Source organism: Phytohabitans houttuyneae (assembly GCF_011764425.1).
GTDB classification, from domain to species: Bacteria; Actinomycetota; Actinomycetes; order Mycobacteriales; family Micromonosporaceae; genus Phytohabitans; species Phytohabitans houttuyneae.
Genome location: NZ_BLPF01000004.1, coordinates 36256 through 55902, shown reverse-complemented (window position 1 = coordinate 55902; position 19647 = coordinate 36256). Strand labels below are relative to the sequence as shown.

The 19647-nt window shown below is 71.0% G+C and carries 20 protein-coding genes, 1 tRNA gene, 1 other RNA gene and 1 pseudogene; 7 read left to right on the top strand and 16 right to left on the bottom strand.

Features of this window, described 5'->3' with window-relative positions:
• The 3 genes from Phou_RS42765 to Phou_RS42755 are packed head-to-tail and all read left to right on the top strand — an operon-like array spanning position 1 to position 1896.
• Positions 1-996 (top strand): toll/interleukin-1 receptor domain-containing protein, encoded by a 996-nt coding sequence (locus tag Phou_RS42765; RefSeq protein WP_173069418.1) that lies wholly within the window; start codon positions 1-3, stop codon positions 994-996.
• A complete protein-coding gene (locus Phou_RS42760) occupies positions 941-1624 on the top strand; it encodes a toll/interleukin-1 receptor domain-containing protein (protein WP_173071362.1) in 684 nt (227 codons plus the stop codon). The genes Phou_RS42765 and Phou_RS42760 overlap by 56 nt, the downstream gene beginning before the upstream one ends.
• Positions 1624-1896, top strand: coding sequence for a hypothetical protein (locus Phou_RS42755; RefSeq protein ID WP_173069415.1), 273 nt, complete (start codon positions 1624-1626; stop codon positions 1894-1896). Before Phou_RS42760 ends, Phou_RS42755 begins: the two co-directional genes overlap by 1 nt.
• Positions 1897-2045: 149 nt before the next feature.
• On the opposite strand, the gene Phou_RS42750 is transcribed toward Phou_RS42755, so the two are convergent.
• Both Phou_RS42750 and Phou_RS42745 read right to left on the bottom strand, forming a co-directional pair.
• Positions 2046-2118 (bottom strand) — tRNA-Ala (locus Phou_RS42750).
• Between the two features lie 100 nt (positions 2119-2218).
• The gene (locus tag Phou_RS42745) at positions 2219-2773 is read right to left on the bottom strand and encodes a YqgE/AlgH family protein (RefSeq protein WP_173069412.1); all 555 of its coding nucleotides are present in this window, start codon (positions 2771-2773) and stop codon (positions 2219-2221) included.
• Positions 2774-2904: 131 nt separating this feature from the next.
• On the opposite strand from Phou_RS42745, the gene Phou_RS42740 reads away from it, so the two are divergent.
• Complete coding sequence (locus Phou_RS42740; RefSeq protein WP_173069409.1) at positions 2905-3708, top strand: S-methyl-5'-thioadenosine phosphorylase; 804 nt, start codon at positions 2905-2907, stop codon at positions 3706-3708.
• Between the two features lie 121 nt (positions 3709-3829).
• Here Phou_RS42740 and Phou_RS42735 read toward each other — a convergent pair whose 3' ends face one another.
• Entirely contained in the window at positions 3830-4297 is a 468-nt protein-coding gene (locus tag Phou_RS42735) for a hypothetical protein (RefSeq protein WP_246274469.1), read from the bottom strand.
• A gap of 134 nt (positions 4298-4431) precedes the next feature.
• On the opposite strand from Phou_RS42735, the gene Phou_RS42730 reads away from it, so the two are divergent.
• The gene (locus tag Phou_RS42730) at positions 4432-5025 is read left to right on the top strand and encodes a ribonuclease FAU-1 family protein (RefSeq protein ID WP_173069406.1); all 594 of its coding nucleotides are present in this window, start codon (positions 4432-4434) and stop codon (positions 5023-5025) included.
• Positions 5026-5071: 46 nt separating this feature from the next.
• Here Phou_RS42730 and ssrA read toward each other — a convergent pair.
• From ssrA to Phou_RS42670, 12 genes are all read right to left on the bottom strand, one after another.
• Positions 5072-5447: a transfer-messenger RNA gene (gene ssrA, locus Phou_RS42725) on the bottom strand.
• 91 nt (positions 5448-5538) lie between these two features.
• Positions 5539-5835 carry a cellulose binding domain-containing protein gene (locus tag Phou_RS42720; protein ID WP_173069403.1) on the bottom strand — a complete coding sequence of 99 codons (297 nt, stop codon included), beginning with the start codon at positions 5833-5835 and terminating at the stop codon, positions 5539-5541.
• Positions 5730-6557, bottom strand: coding sequence for an SRPBCC family protein (locus Phou_RS42715; protein ID WP_173069400.1), 828 nt, complete (start codon positions 6555-6557; stop codon positions 5730-5732). Before Phou_RS42715 ends, Phou_RS42720 begins: the two co-directional genes overlap by 106 nt.
• Before the next feature lie 84 nt (positions 6558-6641).
• Positions 6642-6935 (bottom strand): hypothetical protein, encoded by a 294-nt coding sequence (locus Phou_RS42710; RefSeq protein WP_173069381.1) that lies wholly within the window; start codon positions 6933-6935, stop codon positions 6642-6644.
• On the bottom strand, positions 6917-7738 hold the full coding sequence (locus Phou_RS42705) for an SRPBCC family protein (protein WP_173069378.1): 822 nt from the start codon (positions 7736-7738) through the stop codon (positions 6917-6919). The genes Phou_RS42710 and Phou_RS42705 overlap by 19 nt, the downstream gene beginning before the upstream one ends.
• A 22-nt stretch (positions 7739-7760) precedes the next feature.
• On the bottom strand, positions 7761-8237 hold the full coding sequence (gene smpB / locus Phou_RS42700) for an SsrA-binding protein SmpB (RefSeq protein WP_173069375.1): 477 nt from the start codon (positions 8235-8237) through the stop codon (positions 7761-7763).
• A 16-nt stretch (positions 8238-8253) separates the two neighbouring features.
• Positions 8254-9501, bottom strand: a complete 1248-nt coding sequence (locus tag Phou_RS42695) for a M23 family metallopeptidase (RefSeq protein WP_246274467.1) — start codon at positions 9499-9501, stop codon at positions 8254-8256.
• A 120-nt stretch (positions 9502-9621) separates the two neighbouring features.
• Positions 9622-10500 (bottom strand): permease-like cell division protein FtsX, encoded by an 879-nt coding sequence (gene ftsX / locus Phou_RS42690; protein ID WP_173069360.1) that lies wholly within the window; start codon positions 10498-10500, stop codon positions 9622-9624.
• Positions 10501-10532: 32 nt separating this feature from the next.
• Positions 10533-11213 carry a cell division ATP-binding protein FtsE gene (gene ftsE, locus Phou_RS42685; RefSeq protein WP_173069357.1) on the bottom strand — a complete coding sequence of 227 codons (681 nt, stop codon included), beginning with the start codon at positions 11211-11213 and terminating at the stop codon, positions 10533-10535.
• Between the two features lie 105 nt (positions 11214-11318).
• The gene (gene prfB, locus Phou_RS42680) at positions 11319-12452 is read right to left on the bottom strand and encodes a peptide chain release factor 2 (protein WP_173069354.1); all 1134 of its coding nucleotides are present in this window, start codon (positions 12450-12452) and stop codon (positions 11319-11321) included.
• 19 nt (positions 12453-12471) lie between these two features.
• Positions 12472-12987: a PadR family transcriptional regulator gene (locus Phou_RS42675; RefSeq protein WP_173071356.1), complete on the bottom strand. Its 516-nt coding sequence runs from the start codon at positions 12985-12987 to the stop codon at positions 12472-12474.
• A 133-nt stretch (positions 12988-13120) separates the two neighbouring features.
• Positions 13121-14413, bottom strand: coding sequence for a serine/threonine-protein kinase (locus tag Phou_RS42670; RefSeq protein ID WP_281365176.1), 1293 nt, complete (start codon positions 14411-14413; stop codon positions 13121-13123).
• Positions 14414-14588: 175 nt separating this feature from the next.
• Here Phou_RS42670 and Phou_RS42665 point away from each other — a divergent pair, with 175 nt between their 5' ends.
• Positions 14589-16907, top strand: a complete 2319-nt coding sequence (locus Phou_RS42665) for a helicase-associated domain-containing protein (protein ID WP_173069348.1) — start codon at positions 14589-14591, stop codon at positions 16905-16907.
• Here the strand turns inward: Phou_RS42665 and pruA are convergent.
• Positions 16904-18530 (bottom strand): annotated as a pseudogene (gene pruA, locus Phou_RS42660) (L-glutamate gamma-semialdehyde dehydrogenase). The gene Phou_RS42665 and the pseudogene pruA sit on opposite strands and share 4 nt — an antisense overlap.
• A 145-nt stretch (positions 18531-18675) precedes the next feature.
• Here pruA and Phou_RS42655 point away from each other — a divergent pair.
• Positions 18676-19608 (top strand): hypothetical protein, encoded by a 933-nt coding sequence (locus tag Phou_RS42655; RefSeq protein ID WP_173069345.1) that lies wholly within the window; start codon positions 18676-18678, stop codon positions 19606-19608.
• Positions 19609-19647 lie beyond the last annotated feature (39 nt).

Sequence of the window (19647 nt, the reverse complement as noted above, 5' to 3'; positions counted from 1 at the left end):
ATGACCCAACCCACCAACACCCCCGGGCGGCTCTACATCAGCCACGCGCCGGACGGTCGCGCCTACGCCAGGAAGCTGGCCGAGTACCTCCAGAGGGTGGGAATCGCGACGGAGGTCGACAACGACGGCCTGCCCGCGCCGAACATGGAGAAGCTGCGTAAACGGGTCGACCGCAGCGTCGGCTTGCTGGTGCTCGTCACCAAGGAGTCGGCGACGTCCGACCAGGTCGGGCACGAGCTCGACCGCGCGATGGAGATGGGCCGGCCCATCTTCGTGCTGCTGCTGCACGGCAAGCGCCTGCCGTTGCTGCTGAACCAGTGCCCGTACGAGGTCGCACGGTGGTCACGGATGCCGTCCGCGGCGTTCGTGAGCCAGTTGTACCAGGCGTTGGGTGGCTCCAGCACGAGCCAGATCGCCCTCATCGAGCCGGCGGCGCAGCGGCGGGCCGCCGCTCCACTGCTGGTGCTGTCGGCGCTCGCCGCGGTGCTCCTGGTGATCGGCGGCGGGTACTGGATCGGCAGCAGGCCGCGGGGCGAAACCGTCTCGCCGCCCACCCCGACGGTCACGACCGCGCCGGTGGTCAGCGAAAACCCGGCACCCCCGGACACCGTGACCATCACGTCCCCGCAGGAAGGCGCGGTGGTCCATAGGTGCGAGCGGGTCCGCGGCACAGCAAACCTGCCCGACAACAAGACGATGCTCTTCGCCCGCAACCGCACGGGACCACCGGACGCCGTCTGGTACTTCAACTACGTCGGCACCTACCAGAACGGTTTCGTCCCGCCTGAGTGGGCCGGCACCGTCTACTTCGGATCCGCCACCCGCCAGTCGTACGACCTCGTGATCGTCGTGATGGAAGTCAAGGCGGCGGCCAGGTTCTGGCAGCAGCACAAGAGCGAGGACAACTCCTACGCGTTCGCGAACGACCTCCCGGCCGGCGCTGAGCGCGCCGCGCTCGTCCGGGTCCGCCAAGGCACGATGGACGACTGCGAATGACCGATCCTCAAGCGCCGTTCCTTTTCATCTGCTACCCCGAAGCGCCGGGGACTACGTCGCGGAGCTGTGGGCGTTCCTTGCCCGGCATGGCATCCCGACCTGGTACGACATGGACATCCCGACCGGCGAGCGGTGGGCGTCGGTCATCGAGGGGAAGATCGCGTCCTGCGCCGGCGTGCTCGTCGTGATGAGCGACGGCGCCGACCAGCGACGGTTCATCCGGCAGGAGCTCGACGCCGCCCGCGACGGCGGCAAGCGCCTGTTTCCCCTGCTCCTCGACGGAAAAATCTACGCCGAGCTGAAGAGCATCCAGGCCACCTTCGCCGAGGGCGGCACGATGCCGGGCCCGTCCTGGGTGCTGGAGGTCCGCAGGCACCTGGAGCGCCAACACCCCTCACGGCTCAGGCGGCGCCGCTGGTGGCTTCTCGGCGCCACGGCCGCCCTGTCCGTGGCCGCCGCCCTATTCGCGCTCTATCGGGGCCCGGACGGCACACCGCCCGGCGGCTGCGAGGGCCGTCCCGCCCGGATCGAGGCCGTATCGACCGAGACGCCTGGCCACACGGGCCACCGCCCGACGATCACGGTGAGCGTCTGCCGCGCCCACAGGCCGACCACGAGTACTGGCTGATGGACTACTGGGAAGAACAGGGCTCAAGGGTGTACTTCGCGAAGGCGAGGATCGCCGGCGGGTTGTCGGCAGGCCGCCCGTACCAGGTCGTCCACGACGAACGCACCGAGAAGGGCAGCGCCCGCACCTACCTCATCGTGGACGTGCCACCCCGAGCCCGCGAGACGATCGAGAAGATGGTGCAGGACGACGAGCCGCGAATTGCCCAGCCCGGCGCCACCGCCCCCGAGAGCCTGACAATCGTCTCAAACGAGGCCTTCGCCATCCTATGAGCCCAGGGCAACCACCCACCGAGTCGGCTGCCCGTGGCCACGAACCGCGACCACCGCTCCGTGGGGCCTCCGGGGGCTCGGCCCTCGGAGCAGACATGACAAGCGACGCCTGTCCGCGCTCTTCGCGGACAGGCGTCGCTCGATGCTTGTGGAGCCGAGGGGACTCGAACCCCTGACCCCCACACTGCCAGTGTGGTGCGCTACCAGCTGCGCCACGGCCCCAACGTCCCCGGTCTCCCGGGCACCCGCGCAATAGTACACACCCCCACCCCGCCGGTCATCTCGCAGGTCCCGACACGCGGCCGGGGCGTGGGTGGTCCCGTCAGTTGAGGGCCACGTCCGGTGGGAAGTGGGCCACCGCGGCCATGATGCCGCCCTGGCGGCGCAGCACCATCGGCCACAGGTCGTCAGGGCGCTCCACGAACGCGTCGCCGGGCAGGGCGTCGAACACGAACCAGGAGCCGGACGTGATCTCCTCCTCCAGCTGGCCCGCGGACCAGCCCGAGTAGCCGGCGAACACGCGGATGCCGGCCAGGCTGCTCTGCAGTGACTCCGGGTCGACCGAGAGGTCCACGGTGCCGATCGAGCCGGACACGCGATGGAAGCCGCGGGCTCGGCGGACACCCGGGTGGGTGCGGGCCAGGCAGATCGCGGACTCCGGCTGCACCGGCCCGCCCTCGAAGAGGACGGCGGGGTCGCGGGCCATCGCACCCCAGTTGCCGAGCACCTCGGCGACGGGCACCTCGGTGGCCCGGTTAAGGACCACGCCAAGGGCACCGCCCGGCTCATGCGCGACCAGCAGAACAACGGTGCGGTCGAAGTTCGGATCCTTCAGGGCCGGGGTCGCGACCAGTAGCTGCCCGGTCATCGACTCCATAGACCGCCCCCGATCCGCTGCCCCTCTCCGTGCACGGAAGCCCCCGCTACTCGTGGGAGCCAGGGATACAGGACTCGTGCGCCATGCACGCACGATAGCTTGCGCGTCTGCTCCTGGTTAAGGTCTCAATCGTGAGCCCACGCGCTGAGTTTGCCGTGATCGGCGGTTCCGGCCTGTACGCACTGCTGGAAGGCGCGACGGAGTTCACCGTCGACACGCCGTACGGTCCACCATCCGACCCGGTCACCATCGCCGAAGTGGGTGACCGGACCGTCGCGTTCCTCCCTCGGCACGGCCGCGACCACCGCTACCCGCCGCACCGCATCCCCTACCGGGCCAACCTGTGGGCGCTGCGTTCGCTCGGCGTGCGGCAGATCCTCGCACCGTGCGCGGTGGGCGGGCTGCGGCCGGAGTTGGGGCCGGGCACGTTCGTCATCCCCGACCAGCTGATCGACCGCACGAGCGGGCGCACGCAGAGCTACTACGACGAGGGTGCGGTGCACGTCTCGTTCGCCGACCCGTACTGCCCGGTGGGGCGTGAGACGGTGCGGGACGCGGCGGGGCGGCACGGAGTCGACGCGGTCCCGACCGGCACGATGGTCGTGGTCGAAGGGCCGCGCTTCTCGACGCGGGCGGAGTCGCGGTGGTTCACGGCGATCGGCGGCACCGTGGTCAACATGACCGGCCACCCGGAGGCGGTGCTCGCCCGCGAGCTTGCGCTCTGCTACACGGCCATCGCGCTGGTCACCGACCTCGACGCGGGCGTGGAGGGCGACCACGGCGTCACCCAGGAGGAGGTCTTCCGGGTCTTCGGCGAAAACACCGAGCGCCTGCGCGGCCTCCTCCTCGACGCCGTCGCGGCGCTCCCGGCAGACCGGGCCTGCCCGTGCGGTGCCGCGCTGGACGGCATCAAGCTGCCGTTCAGGCTCCCCTAGACGATCCATTTCAAGAGATTCAGAGCTACCGCGATGTCCGCGGTGGTCCGGACCGTTGCTCCCGCGGCCTCACCCTCCGCGGTGGCTCAGGACCCGAACCGTCTCACGTGGACGGTCCAGGTCAGGTCTCGCCGCCGATGTCGGTCTCGTACGCCTCGTAGACGAGGTCGGCGCCCCGCTGGCGGTGGCGCGACAGCTCGCGGAGCAGGTCGCTGGCCCACGCGCGCAGGTCCTCCACCGACGGTCCCGGCTGGTCGACCTGCCGCTGCAGCGCGGACATCGCGGTGGCGACGGCCGCGTGCTCGCGGATCAGCACGTGGACACAGCGGGCGAGGCGGGGCGCGTGGTCGAGCAGCTCCGCATACAGCCCCTCGGCTCCCTCGGTCACCACGATGTGCTCGGCGAACGCCCCACGCAGCCCGTGCAGCCGCGTGCTGACCCTCGGCCGCCACCCGGGATCGCCCGCGGGGGCGGCGAGCGCCCGCTCGAAGGACTGGATGCTGTGCAGCAGCGCGACGCGGTGGCGCCGGGCGACGGCGAGCGAGGCCGCGCTTTCTGCCGCTGCCGGGTGGGACGGTCCTGCCACCATGTCGCACCTCCCGCCACGAGCTATTAGCCGATGGTCGCCCGCACTTCACTCTGTGTCCAGCCCCGGGGGCAGCTCATACGCCGCATGAGGAACAGGGGCATCAAGGACATCATGGGCGGCTATGGTGCGAACGTATGGAGCTCTTCGCACCTGGCATGGTGATCGACCGGCGAGAGGTGCTGCACGGGCGTACGTGGCTGGTCACCCCGGTCCGCGTCGTCTGGGACAGCGAGGACATCCTCGTCACCTACCTCGCGGAAGGCACGCCGCTGCTCTTCCCGGACCACCCTTTCGGACCGCATCCGTGGCACGGGCGGGACCGGTGGACCGGCACGGGCGTCCTTCAGGTACACCGCGAGGGTGACGCGTACGCCGTCTGGACCTTCTACAAGGACGGCGAGCGCACCGGCTCGTACATCAACTTCGAGGCACCCATCCGCCGGTGGGAGCAGGGCTTCGACACCGTCGACCAGGGCGTGGACATCTGGATACCCGCCGGCGGCACCGGGTGGCAGTGGAAGGACCGCGCCGACGTGACCACCCTGGTACAGGTGGGCCGTCTCACCCAGGACGAGGCCGACGCCGTGTGGGCGCAGACCGAGGAGGTGGCCGCGGCGCTGGATCGCGACGAGCGCTGGTGGAGCCCCTGGGACGGCTGGACGCCGGACCCGACCTGGCAGGCACCGGACGGCCAGGCCTCCCGCGCCCGCCTCTCCACCCCGGCGTAGTTAGAAAAGCGAAAAGCGGCGCCACCCGCGAGGGGTGGCGCCGCGATCGTGGAGGTGCCGGGAATCGAACCCGGGTCCTTCGGCGTCTTGTCAGGGCTTCTCCGAGCGCAGCTCGCTATGCCTCTACTCGGCCCCTCCGATCACGCGAGCGAGTCGGTGTGACGGGCCCAGTCGCTGATTTATCTCGCCGCACGAGCCCCGCGACCGGGCTCGGTTGGCCAGCCTTCTAGCTGATGCCGGTTACTGGACCGAAGGCGATTCCAGACCGACAGACTCGCTTACCCGCCTCAGGCGGCGAGAGCGAAGTCAGCGCGCTTGGTGTTGGCGCTTATTGGTTTCCGACGACCGATTCTCGAGACGACGTCGGCTTCCTCGGCTCGCTTCCCCTGCCGTAACGGACGAAGTCGAAACCAGTCACCCCTTGAAGGATCTCTCCAGACACACAGCCTAACGCCTCCGGCAAGCGGATACATTCCAGCCGGCCGCGGCCGGGGAGCGCGCCGCGCCGCGGGGCTACGAGCAGGGCTTGCCGCCCACCTCGCACGCTGCCGGACCGGCCTCCAGGGCGCCGCTGACCTGGAAGGTGAACCGTGCGGTGTCCGAAGCGCCCAGCGAACCGCCGCTGAAGAGCACCGTCCGGTCATCCTGCTGGAAGGTTGCCCCTTCGGCGTCCGTCACGCGAGCACCGTCACGCAAGGTGATCTTCACGGTCCAGCTCGACGCGGCAGCCTTGCCGGTGTTACTGACGGTGACCGTACCCTCATAGCCCAGCAGGCGCTGCTGCGACGTCTCGTAGTCCGCGCCGAGCACGGCCTGCCCGGCGGGTGCCGTGGTGCTCTCCCTGGTTGGGGCGGTGGTCGGCGCGCGGGACGGGGTCGGGCTGGCGGACGGGCTCGCGGACTGGCTGGGTGAGGGTGCCCCGGTGCCGAGGCCGGCCACGCCGGCCGGCGCGGTGGTGCCCACCGCGGGCTCCGGTCCACCCGTCTGGGGTGAGGCGGCGGGCTCCTCGTCGCCGCCCCGGTCAGCGCCGCGACGGCCACGATGGCCACGAACACGAGCGCGGCAGTGGAGAGCGCCATCAACAAGCGGCCGCGGCCCCTGCGGCGGTCGACCGGCGCCACGAACGGGATCACCTGGGTCGCCGGCTCGGCCGGGCTGCCCGGCATCGGCGCGTTGAGGTCGACCTCCTGGAACGCCAGCCAGTCCAGGATCGCCGGGAGGCGCTCGTGCAGCACGCTGTCGTACGCCGCGCGCACCTCCTCGCGCTCCCCGTCCTCCCACTCGCCGTAGACGCAGGACTGGCGGAGGGTCAGCGTCGCGCCGTCCGGGGTCGAGGCCAGCTCCCAGACAAGGCGCGTGCTGACCTCGTCGTTGCCCCAGAGCATCGCCAGCCGTCGCTGCCCTTCGACACCGGTGACCTCGGCCTCGCCCACCGGCGCGAAGCCCGGCAGCTCAAGCCACTGGGAGAGCAGCTTCTCCTCGGTCAGCGCTCGCCAGATCCGCTCGGCGGGGTGCTCGAGATCGATATCCATCCGGATTTCGCTCACGCGGAGACCTTACAGACCGCCGCAAGTCCGGCGCCGACCCTGTTGGCACCGGTACTCCAAGCAGCCGCGTCACAACCCTGCGCAGTCTTCGCCGGCCACCCGGCAGCTGAGTGGCTGCGTGGCTCCCAGCAGGCTGCCAACGTCCAGCAGGACATCGAACACGACCCGCGTGGAGCCGCCCGCCGGCACTGCCGAACCGCTGAAACTCCACGCCGTCCCGCTCTGGCTCGGCCGCGGGCCCTCCACGCCCTGCACCGTCGCCAGCAGCGGGACGGTGATCGTGAGCGTCCACCGGTCGGACTGCGCGCCGCCGGTGTTGCTGACGACCACCGCGCCCCGGTAGGTCAGGGTGCCGCTCGACACCGTCTCGTAGCTGGCGGCCAGCGCGGCCGGCGGCGGGGCGGCCGTCGTGGCCCGCTCGGTGCGCGCGGACGTGCTCGGCGCCACCGTGCGCACGGGGGCGGAGCGGTCGCGCTGGCCGTCGTGGACGGCGAGGCGCTCGGCGGGCGCTGGGTGGCCTCGACGGCGGTGGAGGAGGCAACCGTGGCCGAAGCGAACGCCGCCGGCTCGCCGCTCGTCACCGCCGCCCCGGCCTCGGCGGGCACGCTGCTCTCCGAGGGCAGGTTGGCCAGCAGTGCGGCGACCAGCCCGATCAGGATCGCGGCGGCCGCGACCGCGAGGATCTGCCGGCGGCGGTCGGGCCGCGGCGGGAGCGGCGAAGGCGATCGCGGCGCCCGCGGCACGACCGCGTCCTTTCCACCGAGCTCATCGAGTACCGCCGGAAGCCGCTCGCCGAACAGCCTGTCGTACGTGGACACCAGCGCCTGCCGCCGCGTGCTGCCCTGCACGCCGAGAAAGCCGGACTGGCTCATCATCAGCAGGCAGCCCTCGGCCGTGGGCTTGAGCTCCCAGGTGACCCGGGCGTGCAGCTGCTCGCCCTTCCACCGCATCACCAGCCGCCGCTCGGCGGAGACCTCCAGCACCTGGCCGGAGATCGGACCGTCGAAGCCGGGCAGCGCGTCCGGAAGGAGCTGAAACTGGCTGCCCTGTATCGGCGTGAGGTCACCGGGCATGAGCCAGCGGGCGAGCTGCCGGCGCTCGGTGAGCGCCCGCCACACGAGCGCGGGTGGATGGCCGAAGTCGAAGTCGATCCGGATTTCGGTCACCGGGGCACTCTAGAGCCTCCGGCTACTCCATGCCCTTCCCGCGGCGGCCCATCGCGCGGTTGATTTCCCGATCGGCGTCGCGCTTGGCGAGGTCCTGGCGCTTGTCATACGCCTTCTTGCCCTTGGCCAGTCCCATCTCGACCTTGGCCCAGCCGTCCGAGAAATACACCGAAAGGGGCACGAGCGTCAGCCCGCCCTCCCGCAGCTTGCCGATCAGCCGGTCGATCTCGAGGCGCTTGAGCAGCAGCTTCCGGGTGCGGCGGGGCTCGTGGTTGGTCCAGGTGCCCTGCACGTACTCCGGGATGTGCATGCCGTAGAGGTAAAGCTCGCCGCCCTTTTCCTGCGCGAACGCGTCCACGAGGGACGCCCGCCCGGCCCGGAGCGACTTGACCTCGGTGCCGGTGAGCGCCATGCCGGCCTCATAGGTGTCGAGGATGGCGTAGTCATGCCGCGCCTTACGATTCGACGCGACGACCTTACGACCCTTTTCCCTCGGCACCGCGCAATGGTACAGCTCAGCAAAGGCAACCCGGCAGCCATTTCAGCGGCTGCACGGGAGTGCCGGACAGGCGCACCTCGAAGTGGAGGTGGTACCCGGTCGACGCGCCCGTGGTGCCGACCCGGCCGATCACCTGACCCCGCCGCACCTGCTGGCCCGGCCACACGAGGATCCGCGACTGGTGGGCGTAGCAGGTGCTCAGGCCGCGGCCCTGGTACCGCCCGTGGCTGATGCACGTGTAGTTGCCGTACCCGCCGTTCCACCCGGCACGGATGACCCGCCCGTCCGCGGCGGCGTGGATCGGCTGCCCGCCGCCGGCCGCGAGGTCGACGCCGGCGTGCAGCTGCCACACGCGGTAGTACGGGTCGTAGCGCATCCCGAAGTCGCTGGACTTCCAGCCCTGCACGGGCATGAGCAGGCGCGCGCCGGGGCGCACGGCCGGCGCCTTGCCGCTCGGGCGGGTCACCTTCTGCCGGTCCTCCCACTCGCGCAGCTCCCGCTCGATGCGCTCGGCCTCGGCCTTGGCCTCCTGGTACCTGGCGAGGCTCGCGTCGCGCTCCTCCTCGGCGACCGCCAGCGCCTCCTCGCGCTGATCGGCGAGGGCCGTGACCTCGGCCACCGCCGCATCGGCCGCGGCCTTGGCGGCACGGGCCTCGGCGAGCGCCCCCTCGGCCGCGAGTCGGGCGGCCTCGGCCCGGCGCTGCGCGAGACCGGCGTCGTTTTCCGCCTGCTTGGCCACCCGGCGTGCGGAGGTGAAGCCGTCCAGCGCCTCCTTCTCGGTGCGCATGACGCGCTCGAAATAGCCGTACCGCTCGGCGACGTCGATCGGGGTCCGCGCGTTGACCAGCAGGTTGAAGCCGACCAGGTCGCTGCCCTTGTACGCCGACTCGGCGAAGGTGCCCACCCGCTCCCGCGCCGCGTCGACCTTGCGAGCGCTCTCCTCGTACCGGCCGCGCGCGTCGGCGAGCGCCTTCTCCGCCGCCTCGGCCTCCCGGCGGGCCGTGTTGGCCACCACCTCCGCGGCCGCCACCTCGCCCCGCGCCACCGCGGCCCGCTCGCGAGCGGTGGGCAGCTGGGCATTCGCCGCGGCGAGGCTCTTGGCGGCCTCCTGAGCGCGTGTCGTGGCGCCCTCGAGGATCGACGCCGCGGTCGCGACGGCAGCGTCGACGCGCTCCTTGTCGTCGCGCGGGTCACCCTGCGCCGCGCCCGCCGGCAGCAGCAGGAGTACGACAAAAAGGGTCAGCCAGGCACGATGGGGTCTCACGGGCAACTCCCCTCATACGTGTGCCCTTTACCGTACTCCTGCCACAAGCCTCCCAACAGCACAAAAGCGAATCGCCGCCCCCTGAGCACGGGGAGCGGCGATTACGGAGCGTAGTTACGGCTAGACGCGCAGGTAGAAACGGAGCGTGACCCACGCCGTGACCGCGCTGACCAGAGCGCCGGCACCGGCCATCACCGGGAACATGAGCAGCACGTCGCTCCAGCTCAATGGCGTCAGCAGCTCGGTGAGGTCGCGTAGCGAGCCGTCTAGCAGGAACCACTTGCCCAGCACCAGCCCGATGAACGCGATGATCGAGCCGATCACGCCGGCAACCACCGCCTCGAGCACGAATGGTGCCTGTATGAACCAGTTCGAGGCGCCGACAAGCTTCATGACGGCGACCTCACGCCGTTTGCTGTACGCGGCGACTTGGATCGTGTTGCCGACCAGGAGCAGCGCCGCGATGGCCATGACCGACGCGGCAAGCAGTGCCATGTTCTGGACGGACCCGAGGATGTTGAAGATCTTGTCGAGCAGCCGCTGCTGGTCGACGATCGTCTCGACACCCTCGTTGTTCTTGTACTTGTCGTTGATCTTCTGGAACTCCTCAGGATTTTTCAGGCGCACCCGGAAGGACTCGGGCAGCTGGCCCGGCTTGACGGCGTTTACCAGGTCCGGCGCGTCCGCATACATGGTCTTGAACTTCTCGTGCGCCTGTTCCTTGGACTCGTAGATCACCTCGGCCACGTCCGGGTCGGACTTCAGCGCACTGTTCAGATCGCTGCGCTGCTGGTCAGTGACGTCGTTGTTGAGGAAGATCGCTACTTCGATCTGGTCGTAGTAGAAGTCCTTCATGCTGTTGACCTGGAGGTACATGAGACCACTGGCACCCAGCATGGCCAACGAGACCGCCATCGTAATGATCATGGCGATCGTCATGGTCACGTTGCGCCACAGCCCGACCATGACCTCGGACAGGACGTACTTAGCGCGCTGCATCGGGGGTTCCTTCGCTGGGGTAGGTCGGTGGACTAGCCGTAGACGCCGCGCGCCTGGTCGCGGACGATCCGGCCACTCTCGATCTCAACGACCCGGCGCCGCATCTGGTTGACGATGTTGGAGTCGTGGGTGACCATCACGACCGTCGTGCCGGTCCGGTTGATCCGGTCCAGCAGCCGCATGATCTCGATCGACGTGTCGGGGTCCAGGTTTCCGGTGGGCTCATCGGCCAGCAGGATCAGCGGCCGGTTGACGAAGGCCCGCGCCACCGCCACCCGCTGCTGCTCACCGCCGGAGAGCTCGTGCGGGTACCGGTGCTCCTTGCCGCCGAGTCCGACGAGCTCCAGCACCTCGGGCACCACCCGACGAGCCACCGCCTTGGTCTTCCCGATCACCTCGAGCGCGAACGCGACGTTTTCATACGCCGTGCGGTTGGGCAGCAGGCGGAAGTCCTGGAAGACGCAGCCGATCGAGCGCCGGAAGTGGGGGATCTTCCAGGAACGCATCGACGTGACGTCCCGGCCGTTGACGACGACCCGCCCCTGGTTGGGCGTGATCTCGTGCAGCAGCAGCTTGATGATCGTGGACTTGCCAGAGCCGGAGGGACCGATGAAGAAGACGAACTCGCCCTTCTCGATCCCGACCGACACCTCGTCCAGGGACGGGCGGGATGCCTTCGGGTACGTCTTCGTGACGTGCTCGAGCTGAATCACGGGTCAGGAGTCTACGCGGTGTAACCGGATAGCCAAGTCCGCCCTGCACCGGTTCGCGCGCAATGCCGTAAAAACCACGGGGCGTTGAACCCACGAGATCGGCCCCTAAGCCGACCCGTGCTCCCGCTCTCGCTCCTGCTCCTGCTGCTTGCGCCAGCGGATGCCCGCCTCGATGAACTCGTCCAGAGCACCGTCGAAGACCGAGGCCGGGTTGCCGGTCTCCTCCTCGGTGCGCAGATCCTTCACCATCTGATACGGGTGCAGGACATATGACCTCATCTGGTCGCCCCACGAGCCAGCCGCGTCGGCCTTGAGGCCCTCCATCTTGGCGTGCTCCTCCTGCCGCTTGCGCTCCAGCAGGCGGGCCTGGAGCACCCGCAGCGCGGATGCCTTGTTTTGCAGCTGGGACTTTTCGTTTTGGCAGGTGACCACGATCCCGGTCGGGATGTGTGTGATCCGCACCGCCGAGTCGGTGGTGTTAACGCTCTGTCCACCTGGACCGGACGATCGGTACACGTCGAACCGCAGCTCGTTTTCCGGAATGTCGATATGGTCCGTTTGTTCGACCACCGGGAGCACCTCGACGCCGGCGAAGCTCGTCTGCCGCCGCCCCTGGTTGTCGAAGGGGCTGATCCGCACCAGACGATGGGTGCCCGCCTCGACACTCAGCGTGCCGTACGCATACGGCGCCTTGACCGCGAAGGTGGCCGACTTGAGGCCCGCCTCCTCCGCGTACGACGTGTCGTAGACCTCGGTGGGATAGCCGTGCCGCTCCGCCCACCGCAGGTACATCCGCAGCAGCATCTCGGCGAAGTCGGCCGCGTCAACCCCACCGGCACCCGCCCGGATGGCCACGAGGGCCTCGCGTGCGTCGTACTCACCGGAGAGGAGGGTGCGCACCTCCATCTCCTCGATCGCCTTGTGCAAGCTGGCCACTTCCGTGCCGACCTCGGCGACGACGCCTGGGTCGTTTTCGGCTTCGGCCAGCTCCAGCAGCACGTGGGCGTCGTCGAGCCGGCGGCGCAACCCCTCCAGTTTCCCGATCTCGCCGTTGACGTACGACAGCTTCGAAGTGACCTGCTGCGCCCGCGCCTGGTCATCCCACAGGTCGGGGGCGGACGCCTGCTGCTCAAGCTCCGCTTTCTCCTGGCGCAGCCGGTCGAGGTCGAGGACGGCCTCGATGTTGCGCAAGGTGGCGTCGAGAGTCTTGAGCTGGTCGGCAAACTCGGCAGCAGTCACAACAACCAAGGATAGGCCGTCAGGCTCCCGGCGCCGTCTTCAGCCACGAGAGGGCGGCCCGGTGGTAGGCCACGGCAAACTCGAGTGCCGCCGAGCCGTAATTGTCGCCAGCCTTCTTGACCTCCTTGGCCTGCTCGCGCGCGGAGGCGAGGGCCTCGGTGTGGTACTGGGTCGCGCCGGCGTAGAGCTCCTTCAGCTGAGCGGCGCTGTGCTGCTCGCCGAAGGCGACGCGGAGGGCGATCGGGTTGCGGACGGCGTCGCGCCCCGGCGACTCGGCGAGCCAACGCGTGAATGCGCGCTTGCCGGAAGCGGTGATCGCGTACGGCTGGCTCGACCGCGGCCCGGGCTTGCCGAGGCGGACGTAGCCGGCGTCGGCCAGTGCGGGCAACTCGCGGTAAACCTGACTGCGCGTCATCGACCAGAACGGACCGAGCCGTCGCTCAGCCGCGGCCATCAGCTGGCCGCCAGTCATCGGTCCTTCGTGGAGCAGCCCCAGGAGGGCTGCGGCGGTGGGGTTGATTGCAGTTTCTGCCATGCCCTCCACGCTGCCACTTTGTAGCCTCCGCGTCCAGGATTTCGCGTGATCCGCGGGGCGATATCCTCCACTGTGCACTGTCCGTGCCCGACAGTCCGGTGAGGACCCGTAGTTAGTTGATCACGAGAAGTGATCAACCTACCCGGCGCGGGGTCGGGAGCACATCACCGATGTCTGGCCAGTCTTCCATCCCGGGCGGTAGGTCCATCGTGGATGGGACCACTGTGGAAGGAGTCGTTGCCGGTGCGGGTGTGACCGCAGCGACTGGCGGTGTGGCCGAAGCGGGGCCGGCGGGCGTGGTACCGGCGGACCCTCCACCCACGAACAGAAGCGTGCCCACGACCGCGGCCGCCGTGATGGCCGCCGCCCCGGCGCCCGCGAGGACGACCGGCAACCGCCGCCGACGCTTCGGTGGCGCGGGCATCGGAGCGGCCATCGCCGGCACCGGCATCGGCACCGGCTCGGTGTTGGCGCCGGGCCACGGGCTGTCGGTGCCGTACGCCGCGCCGAGCTCGACAGCGGAACCCATGCCCGCCACGGGAATCGAGACCATCCGCCCCACATACGCCGAAGCGGGCGAGACGGGGGCGGCCCGCAGTGGGACCCACGTCACCTTCGCCACCGCCGCGGCTGCACCGGCGGGGCGCGGCCACCACGTGATCTGGTCGGCGGCGAGGGCGGGCATCGCGGGCGCGCCGTCGAGGGCCGGCTCCACCCCGCGCAGCCGGGCGGCGATGAGTCGCGCGTCCGGCCGGTGCGCGGGATCCGGCGCGAGGCACTCCTCGATGACGGGCCAGACGATCGGCGGCAGGCCCGGCGGCGGTACGGCGGCGCACATCCCGTGGCGGCGCAACACCTGCAGCGGACCCCCGCCACGGAACGGACTCCGGCCGCAGAGAAGTTCAAAAAGGACGATCCCCAGCGCGTACACGTCCGCGGTCGGCGACGGAGCGGCACCGCCGACCACCTCCGGCGCGGCGTACTCCGGCGTGGCGTGAATGGAGACGGGCGGCGCGGCATTCATCCGGCGCGCCACACCGAAGTCCACGACCCGCACCGGGCCACCGTCCGCCGGCACGACGAGGTTGCCCGGCTTCACGTCGGCGTGGACGATGCCGACCCCGTGGAGGTAGGCGAGCGCGTCGGCCACCTGCGCCACGATGTTGGCCGCGATGGCCGGCGGCACCGGTCCGTCCCGGCGCACCCGCTTGCGCAGGTCTTCACCCTCCACCAGGTCCATGACGATCGCGAGCGCGTCCCTGGTGTCGATGAGCCGGTGCGGGCGTACGACCGACGGGTGGTTGGCGGCGGCGAGCAACCCGAACTCGTCACGGAAACACCGGACCAGCTCGGGTTGCTCGGCCGCTTCGGGACGGAGCATCTTGACGGCCACCAGCCCCCGTTGGCCATGTCGACGGCTCGCCACACGGCGCCGATCGCGCCCTGTGCGATCTCCCCCTCCAGCCGGTAGCGGCCGTCCAGTACCCCGTCCATGGATGAAACGCTATGGCCCGCGACCGGGCCCGTGGGGCGGCGCGACACGGGTTTGGCACGAACCAGGGACTGGCGATGCGGCCGTCACTGCGAGAGGGTGAACTTTCGTGACCTCACCTCTGGTGCGATGGCTCGCCAGCCTCCCCGCCGCCGACCTCGCCGCCGTCCTGGCCCGCCGCCCCGAGGCGCTGGACCGGCCACAGGTGTCCAGCTTGACCGGTCTGGCCGGACGGTTGCAGGACGCGGACGCCGTGATGATGACGGCCGGCGCGCTGCCGCTACCGGCTGTGCAGGTGGTGGAGGCGCTTCAGGCCTTCGGCGGGCCGCTGGTCGCGCTCGACAAGCTCGCCGCCGCCTTCGGGCGCAAGCCGGACGACCCCGAGCTCGCCGCGACCCTCACGGTGCTCGCCCAGCGGGCCCTTGTCTGGCCGGACGGCGACGAGCTGCGCATGGCCGGTCCGCTGTGGAGCGCGTTCGAGCATCCGCTCCACCTCGGGCTGCCGGCCCGCCGCCTCCTCGAGGGCGCACCGATCCCCGAGCTGCAGGAGATCGCTGCCGCGCTCGGGCTGCCCCGCGGGCGTACCCGAGCAACCGCCCTTGCCGGCGTCTGCGCCGCGCTGGCCGACGGCGAGCGCGTCCGTTCCATCGTCGCGTCCGCCCCCGTGGCGGCGCGCGACCTGCTCACGAAGGTCGCGTGGGACGGGCCCATGGTGGCCATCGGCATCTACGACCGTCCCGCCAACGGCCCGGTCGCCTGGGCGGTGCGCCACGGCCTGCTGGTCTCCGACGGCTGGCAGCACGCGCAGATGCCGGGCGAGGTCGGTATGGCGCTGCGCGGGCCGGAGTGGCGGGCGCCGTTCGACCCGCTGCCGCCCTCGCCCGACCTCGTCGACGTCGCGCCGGAGGCCGTGACGCGGGAGGCGGCCGCGGCGGCCACCACCGCGGTGGAGCAGGCCTCCGCGCTGCTCGGCGCCATCGCCGCGTCGCCCGTCGCGCTGCTCAAGTCCGGCGGCGTGGGCTCGCGGGAGCTGCGGCGGCTGGCCAAGTCGGTCGGCTGCGGCGAGCCGGAGGTACGGCTGTGGCTCGAGCTGTCGTACGCGGCCAGCCTGGTGGGCGTCTCCGAGATGCGGGTGCTGCCCACGGAGGCGTACGACAAGTGGTGTGCCGCCGAGCCGGCCGGCCGCCTCGCGCCGCTGCTGCGCGTGTGGCCGCACCTTCCGGCCGCGCCGCTGGCGGTCGACGGCTCGGCCGCACTGATCCGGGACGCGGTGGGGATGGCCGCGTACGACCTGCGCCCAGCCCTGCTCCAGGCGGCGGCCGAGCTGCCCGACGGAAAGGGCGCCGCCGGCGGGCTCGCGGACGTGCTCGGGTGGCGGCTGCCGATGCTTTCCGGCGACCCCGGCCTGCTCGAATCGCTGTGGCGCGAGGCGCATCTCGTCGGGGCGCTGGCGCACGGCGCGCTGACGCCGATCGGCAAGGCACTGCTCGCCGGCACCGCACCCGAGGCGGCGGTCGCGGCCCTGCTCCCGGCGGCCGTCGCGCAGGCCGTGTTCCAGAACGACCTCACCGCCCTCGTGCCGGGCGCTCCCGCCGCGTCGCTCGCCGCGCTGCTCGACACGTCCGCGGTCCGCGAGTCCGGCGGCGGGGCGGTCACGTGGCGGTTCTCACCCGCGTCGGTACGCGCGGCTCTCGACGCCGGCCACACGCCGGACGGGCTGCTCACCGACCTCCGCGCCGCGGCGGTCGGTGGCACTGTCCCGCAGGTGCTGGAGTACCTGGTCGGTGACGTCGGCCGCCAGCACGGCCGGGTGCGCGTGCGCGGCGTCGGTTGCGTCATGCGCGCCGACGACCCCACGCTCCTCGCGGAGATCGCCGGCGCGCGGTCATTGCGCCAGCTGGGGCTCACCGTGCTCGCGCCCACGGTGCTCGCCAGTACGCAGGGCCCGGCCGAGACCCTCGCCGCGCTGCGCGCCGCCGGGTACGCGCCGTCGGGCGAAGACGCCGACGGCGTCGCCACCGTGGAACGCGCGCCGCGCCACCGGGTTCCGACACCGCGCCGCCCCGAGTCGCGCAGCCGGCCGCCGCGCAACCCCGCCGACGTGGCGGCGCTGGCGGCGCGGCTGCTTTCGTCCTATGTAGAGGAAGCAACCGAGGCGCCTCTGCGACCCACGCCGATGAGCGTCGCCCGCGACGTCCGCGACCACGCGGCGCACCTCACCACCCCGCAGCGGCTGCTGCTCGTCGGCGCGGTCAGCCAGGGCACGGCGATCGAGATCTTCTACACCGACGGCGACGGCGAGTCGACGCGCCGCGTCATCGAGCCGACGGAGCTGGACGGGCCGAAGCTCTCGGCCTGGTGCCAGCTCCGCGACGACGAGCGCGTCTTCCTGCTCTCCCGGATCGAGTCGGTATCCGCCGTGGGCTAGCCCATGTGCGGGTAGGTGTGGTCCGTCGGCGGGACGAACGTCTCCTTGATGGTGCGCGGCGAGGTCCACCGGATCAGGTTGTGCCACGACCCGGCCTTGTCGTTGGTACCGCTGGCCCGCGCGCCGCCGAACGGCTGCTGCCCGACCACCGCGCCGGTCGGCTTGTCGTTGATGTAGAAGTTGCCGGCCGCGTACCGCAGGGCGTTGGAGGCCCAGTCGACGGCCCGCCGGTCGGTGGCGAAGACCGAGCCGGTCAGTGCGTACGGCGCGATGCCTTCGGCCTGCTTCACCACGTCTTCGAAGCGAGCGTCGTCGTAGACGTGCACGGCGAGGATCGGCCCGAAGTACTCGGTCGTGAAGATCTCGTGCTCGGGGTCGCCGCACTCGACGACCGTCGGCCGCACAAACCAGCCCTCGCTGTCGTCCGCGGTACCGCCGGCGATGACCGTGCAGGAGGCGCTGTTCTTCACCAGGTCGAGCGCGGCGGCGTGCTTGGCGAACGCCCGCGCGTCGATGACCGCGCCGCCGAAGTTGGCGAGGTCGGTGACGTCGCCGTACGTCAGGGAGTCGGCGGTGGCCGCCAGCGCGTCGCGGACGCCGCCCTCCCACAGCGAGCGCGGCACGTAGGCGCGCGAGGCCGCCGAGCACTTCTGGCCCTGGTACTCGAACGCGCCCCGCACCAGCGCGGTGACGAGCCCGTCCGGCTCGGCGCTGGCGTGCGCGATGACGAAGTCCTTGCCGCCGGTCTCGCCGACGAGGCGGGGGTACGACCGGTACCCGGTGAGGTTCTGCCCCACGGTCTGCCACAGCGTCTGGAACGTCTTGGTGGAACCGGTGAAGTGGATGCCGGCGAGGTCGGGGTCGGCGAGCGCCACCTCGGACACCGCGATCCCGTCGCCGGTCACCATGTTGATGACGCCGGGCGGGAGGCCGGCCGCTTCGAAGAGCCGCATCGTGAAGTGGGCGGCGAACTGCTGCGTCGGCGACGGCTTCCACACCACCGTGTTGCCCATCAGCGCGGGGGCGGCGGGCAGGTTGCCGGCGATCGCTGTGAAGTTGAACGGGGTCACCGCGTACACGAAGCCTTCGAGCGGCCGGTGGTCGAACCTGTTCCACATGCCCGCCGACGAGAGCGGCTGCTCGGCGAGGAGATTTTGTCCGAAGTGGACGTTGAAGCGCAGGAAGTCGATGAGCTCGCACGCGGCGTCGATCTCCGCCTGGTACACCGACTTGGACTGGCCGAGGATGGTAGCGCCGTTGAGCGTGTCCCGCCACGGACCGGCGAGAAGGTCAGCCGCGCGCAGGAAGATCGCGGCCCGGTCGGCGTACGAGAGGGCGCGCCACATCGGCGCGGCTTTCTTCGCGGCCGTCACCGCCGCCGCGGCATCCGCGTTGGTTGCGTTGTGGGTGACTCCCAGCACATGCCGATGCCGGTGCGGCTGTACCACCTCGATCGCCGCACCCCGGCCATGCGCTGCTCACCGTCGATGGTCATCGTCAGCTCCGCACGCTCGGCCGACAGCTCGGCGAGGCGGCGCTGGATGCTCTCGCGCTCCGGGGTGCCGGGGCGTAGGTGCGTACCGGTTCGTTGTGCGGTTCGGGTACGACGAAGGCGGCGTCCATGGTGGGCTCCTGTCAGGGTCTCTGAGTTGTTCCATCCTTACATGACGTGCCGGTCGCGGCGGCGTCTCCCAGTGGGTGCCGCAAGCGTTCCCGGCCTGCGGCGTACGCTGAGAAGCTGCCTGGCTGCCCGGGTGAAGGGGAGACGATGACCGATCAGTCCAGCGTCACCGAGGCCGTGCGGGCCCGGCGGGCCGAGACGCCCGCGGCCGAGGGCCCACCCGCGTTCGGCGCCAGTGTCCTGGCGGTCATCGCCCTGGCCTGGCTCGCCGCGATGATGTGGTCTTCGCACGCCGAGATCACCTCGGGCGAGGGCACGCTCGCGATCACCTCGGCGGCCATGTCGCTGCCGACCGTGATCTCCGCCGGCCTTGTCGCCGGCGCGGCCGCCAGCCTCGCGGTGGGGCACCTGCTGCGCCGCCTGCGCACGCCCCTGCGGTTCGCCGCCTCGGTCGGCGCCGGCCTGGCGGTCGGCGTGATCGCCGCGCTCGTGGTGATCTCCAGCTACGGCGGCGGCGAGGCGAGCACGGTGCTCGCCGGTACCTTGGCCGCCGCGGTCACGGCCGGCGGCGCGCTCGCCGCGGTCCGCGCCCGTGCGGTCGCCGGCGCGATCGTGGCCGCCGGGCTGGTGGTCTTCGCGGTCGAGCAGGTCCTGGACAACTTCCAGCCCCACCTCATGTCGCTCTACGGGAGCAAGGACGACCCCTCCTCGCGCCTCAGCGCCTCGGGCTGGTCCGCGCTCACGATCGCGGTCTGCACCGGACTCGCCGCCGGGCTGGTGGCCTACTTCTACCTGCGCCGGGCCGCCCGCCGCGCGGGCGAGGAGGCCGTGGCGCCGAAATGGCCGGCGTACGCGATCGCCGGCGCGGGGCCGGGGCTGCTGCTGGGCGCGGCCGAGTTCATCATCCGCACGCTCGGCGCTGACGTGCTGGCCCTGGCCGGCTCGGTGAGCGAGGCGGACGCCACGGCGCAGCAGATGATGGACAGCTCGCGGGTCAACAACGCGCTGGTGGTGCTCTTCGTGGGCGCGATCGTGGCGATCATCATGTTCGGCCGCACGATGCCGAAGCGGACCGCGTAGGCGATCGTCTCCAGATTGCCCGGGCGGCGCCCGGTGCCG

Excerpts from the sequence above, each read along its gene's own strand:
- Phou_RS42655 (WP_173069345.1), top strand. The coding sequence starts at position 18,676 with ATGACCGATCAGTCCAGCGTCACCGAGGCCGTGCGGGCCCGGCGGGCC.
- Phou_RS42730 (WP_173069406.1), top strand. The coding sequence starts at position 4,432 with ATGGAGCTCTTCGCACCTGGCATGGTGATCGACCGGCGAGAGGTGCTG.
- ftsX (WP_173069360.1), bottom strand. The coding sequence starts at position 10,500 with ATGCAGCGCGCTAAGTACGTCCTGTCCGAGGTCATGGTCGGGCTGTGG.
- Phou_RS42765 (WP_173069418.1), top strand. The coding sequence starts at position 1 with ATGACCCAACCCACCAACACCCCCGGGCGGCTCTACATCAGCCACGCG.
- Phou_RS42715 (WP_173069400.1), bottom strand. The coding sequence starts at position 6,557 with ATGGATATCGATCTCGAGCACCCCGCCGAGCGGATCTGGCGAGCGCTG.
- Phou_RS42735 (WP_246274469.1), bottom strand. The coding sequence starts at position 4,297 with ATGGTGGCAGGACCGTCCCACCCGGCAGCGGCAGAAAGCGCGGCCTCG.
- Phou_RS42755 (WP_173069415.1), top strand. The coding sequence starts at position 1,624 with ATGGACTACTGGGAAGAACAGGGCTCAAGGGTGTACTTCGCGAAGGCG.
- Phou_RS42675 (WP_173071356.1), bottom strand. The coding sequence starts at position 12,987 with ATGGCAGAAACTGCAATCAACCCCACCGCCGCAGCCCTCCTGGGGCTG.
- Phou_RS42745 (WP_173069412.1), bottom strand. The coding sequence starts at position 2,773 with ATGGAGTCGATGACCGGGCAGCTACTGGTCGCGACCCCGGCCCTGAAG.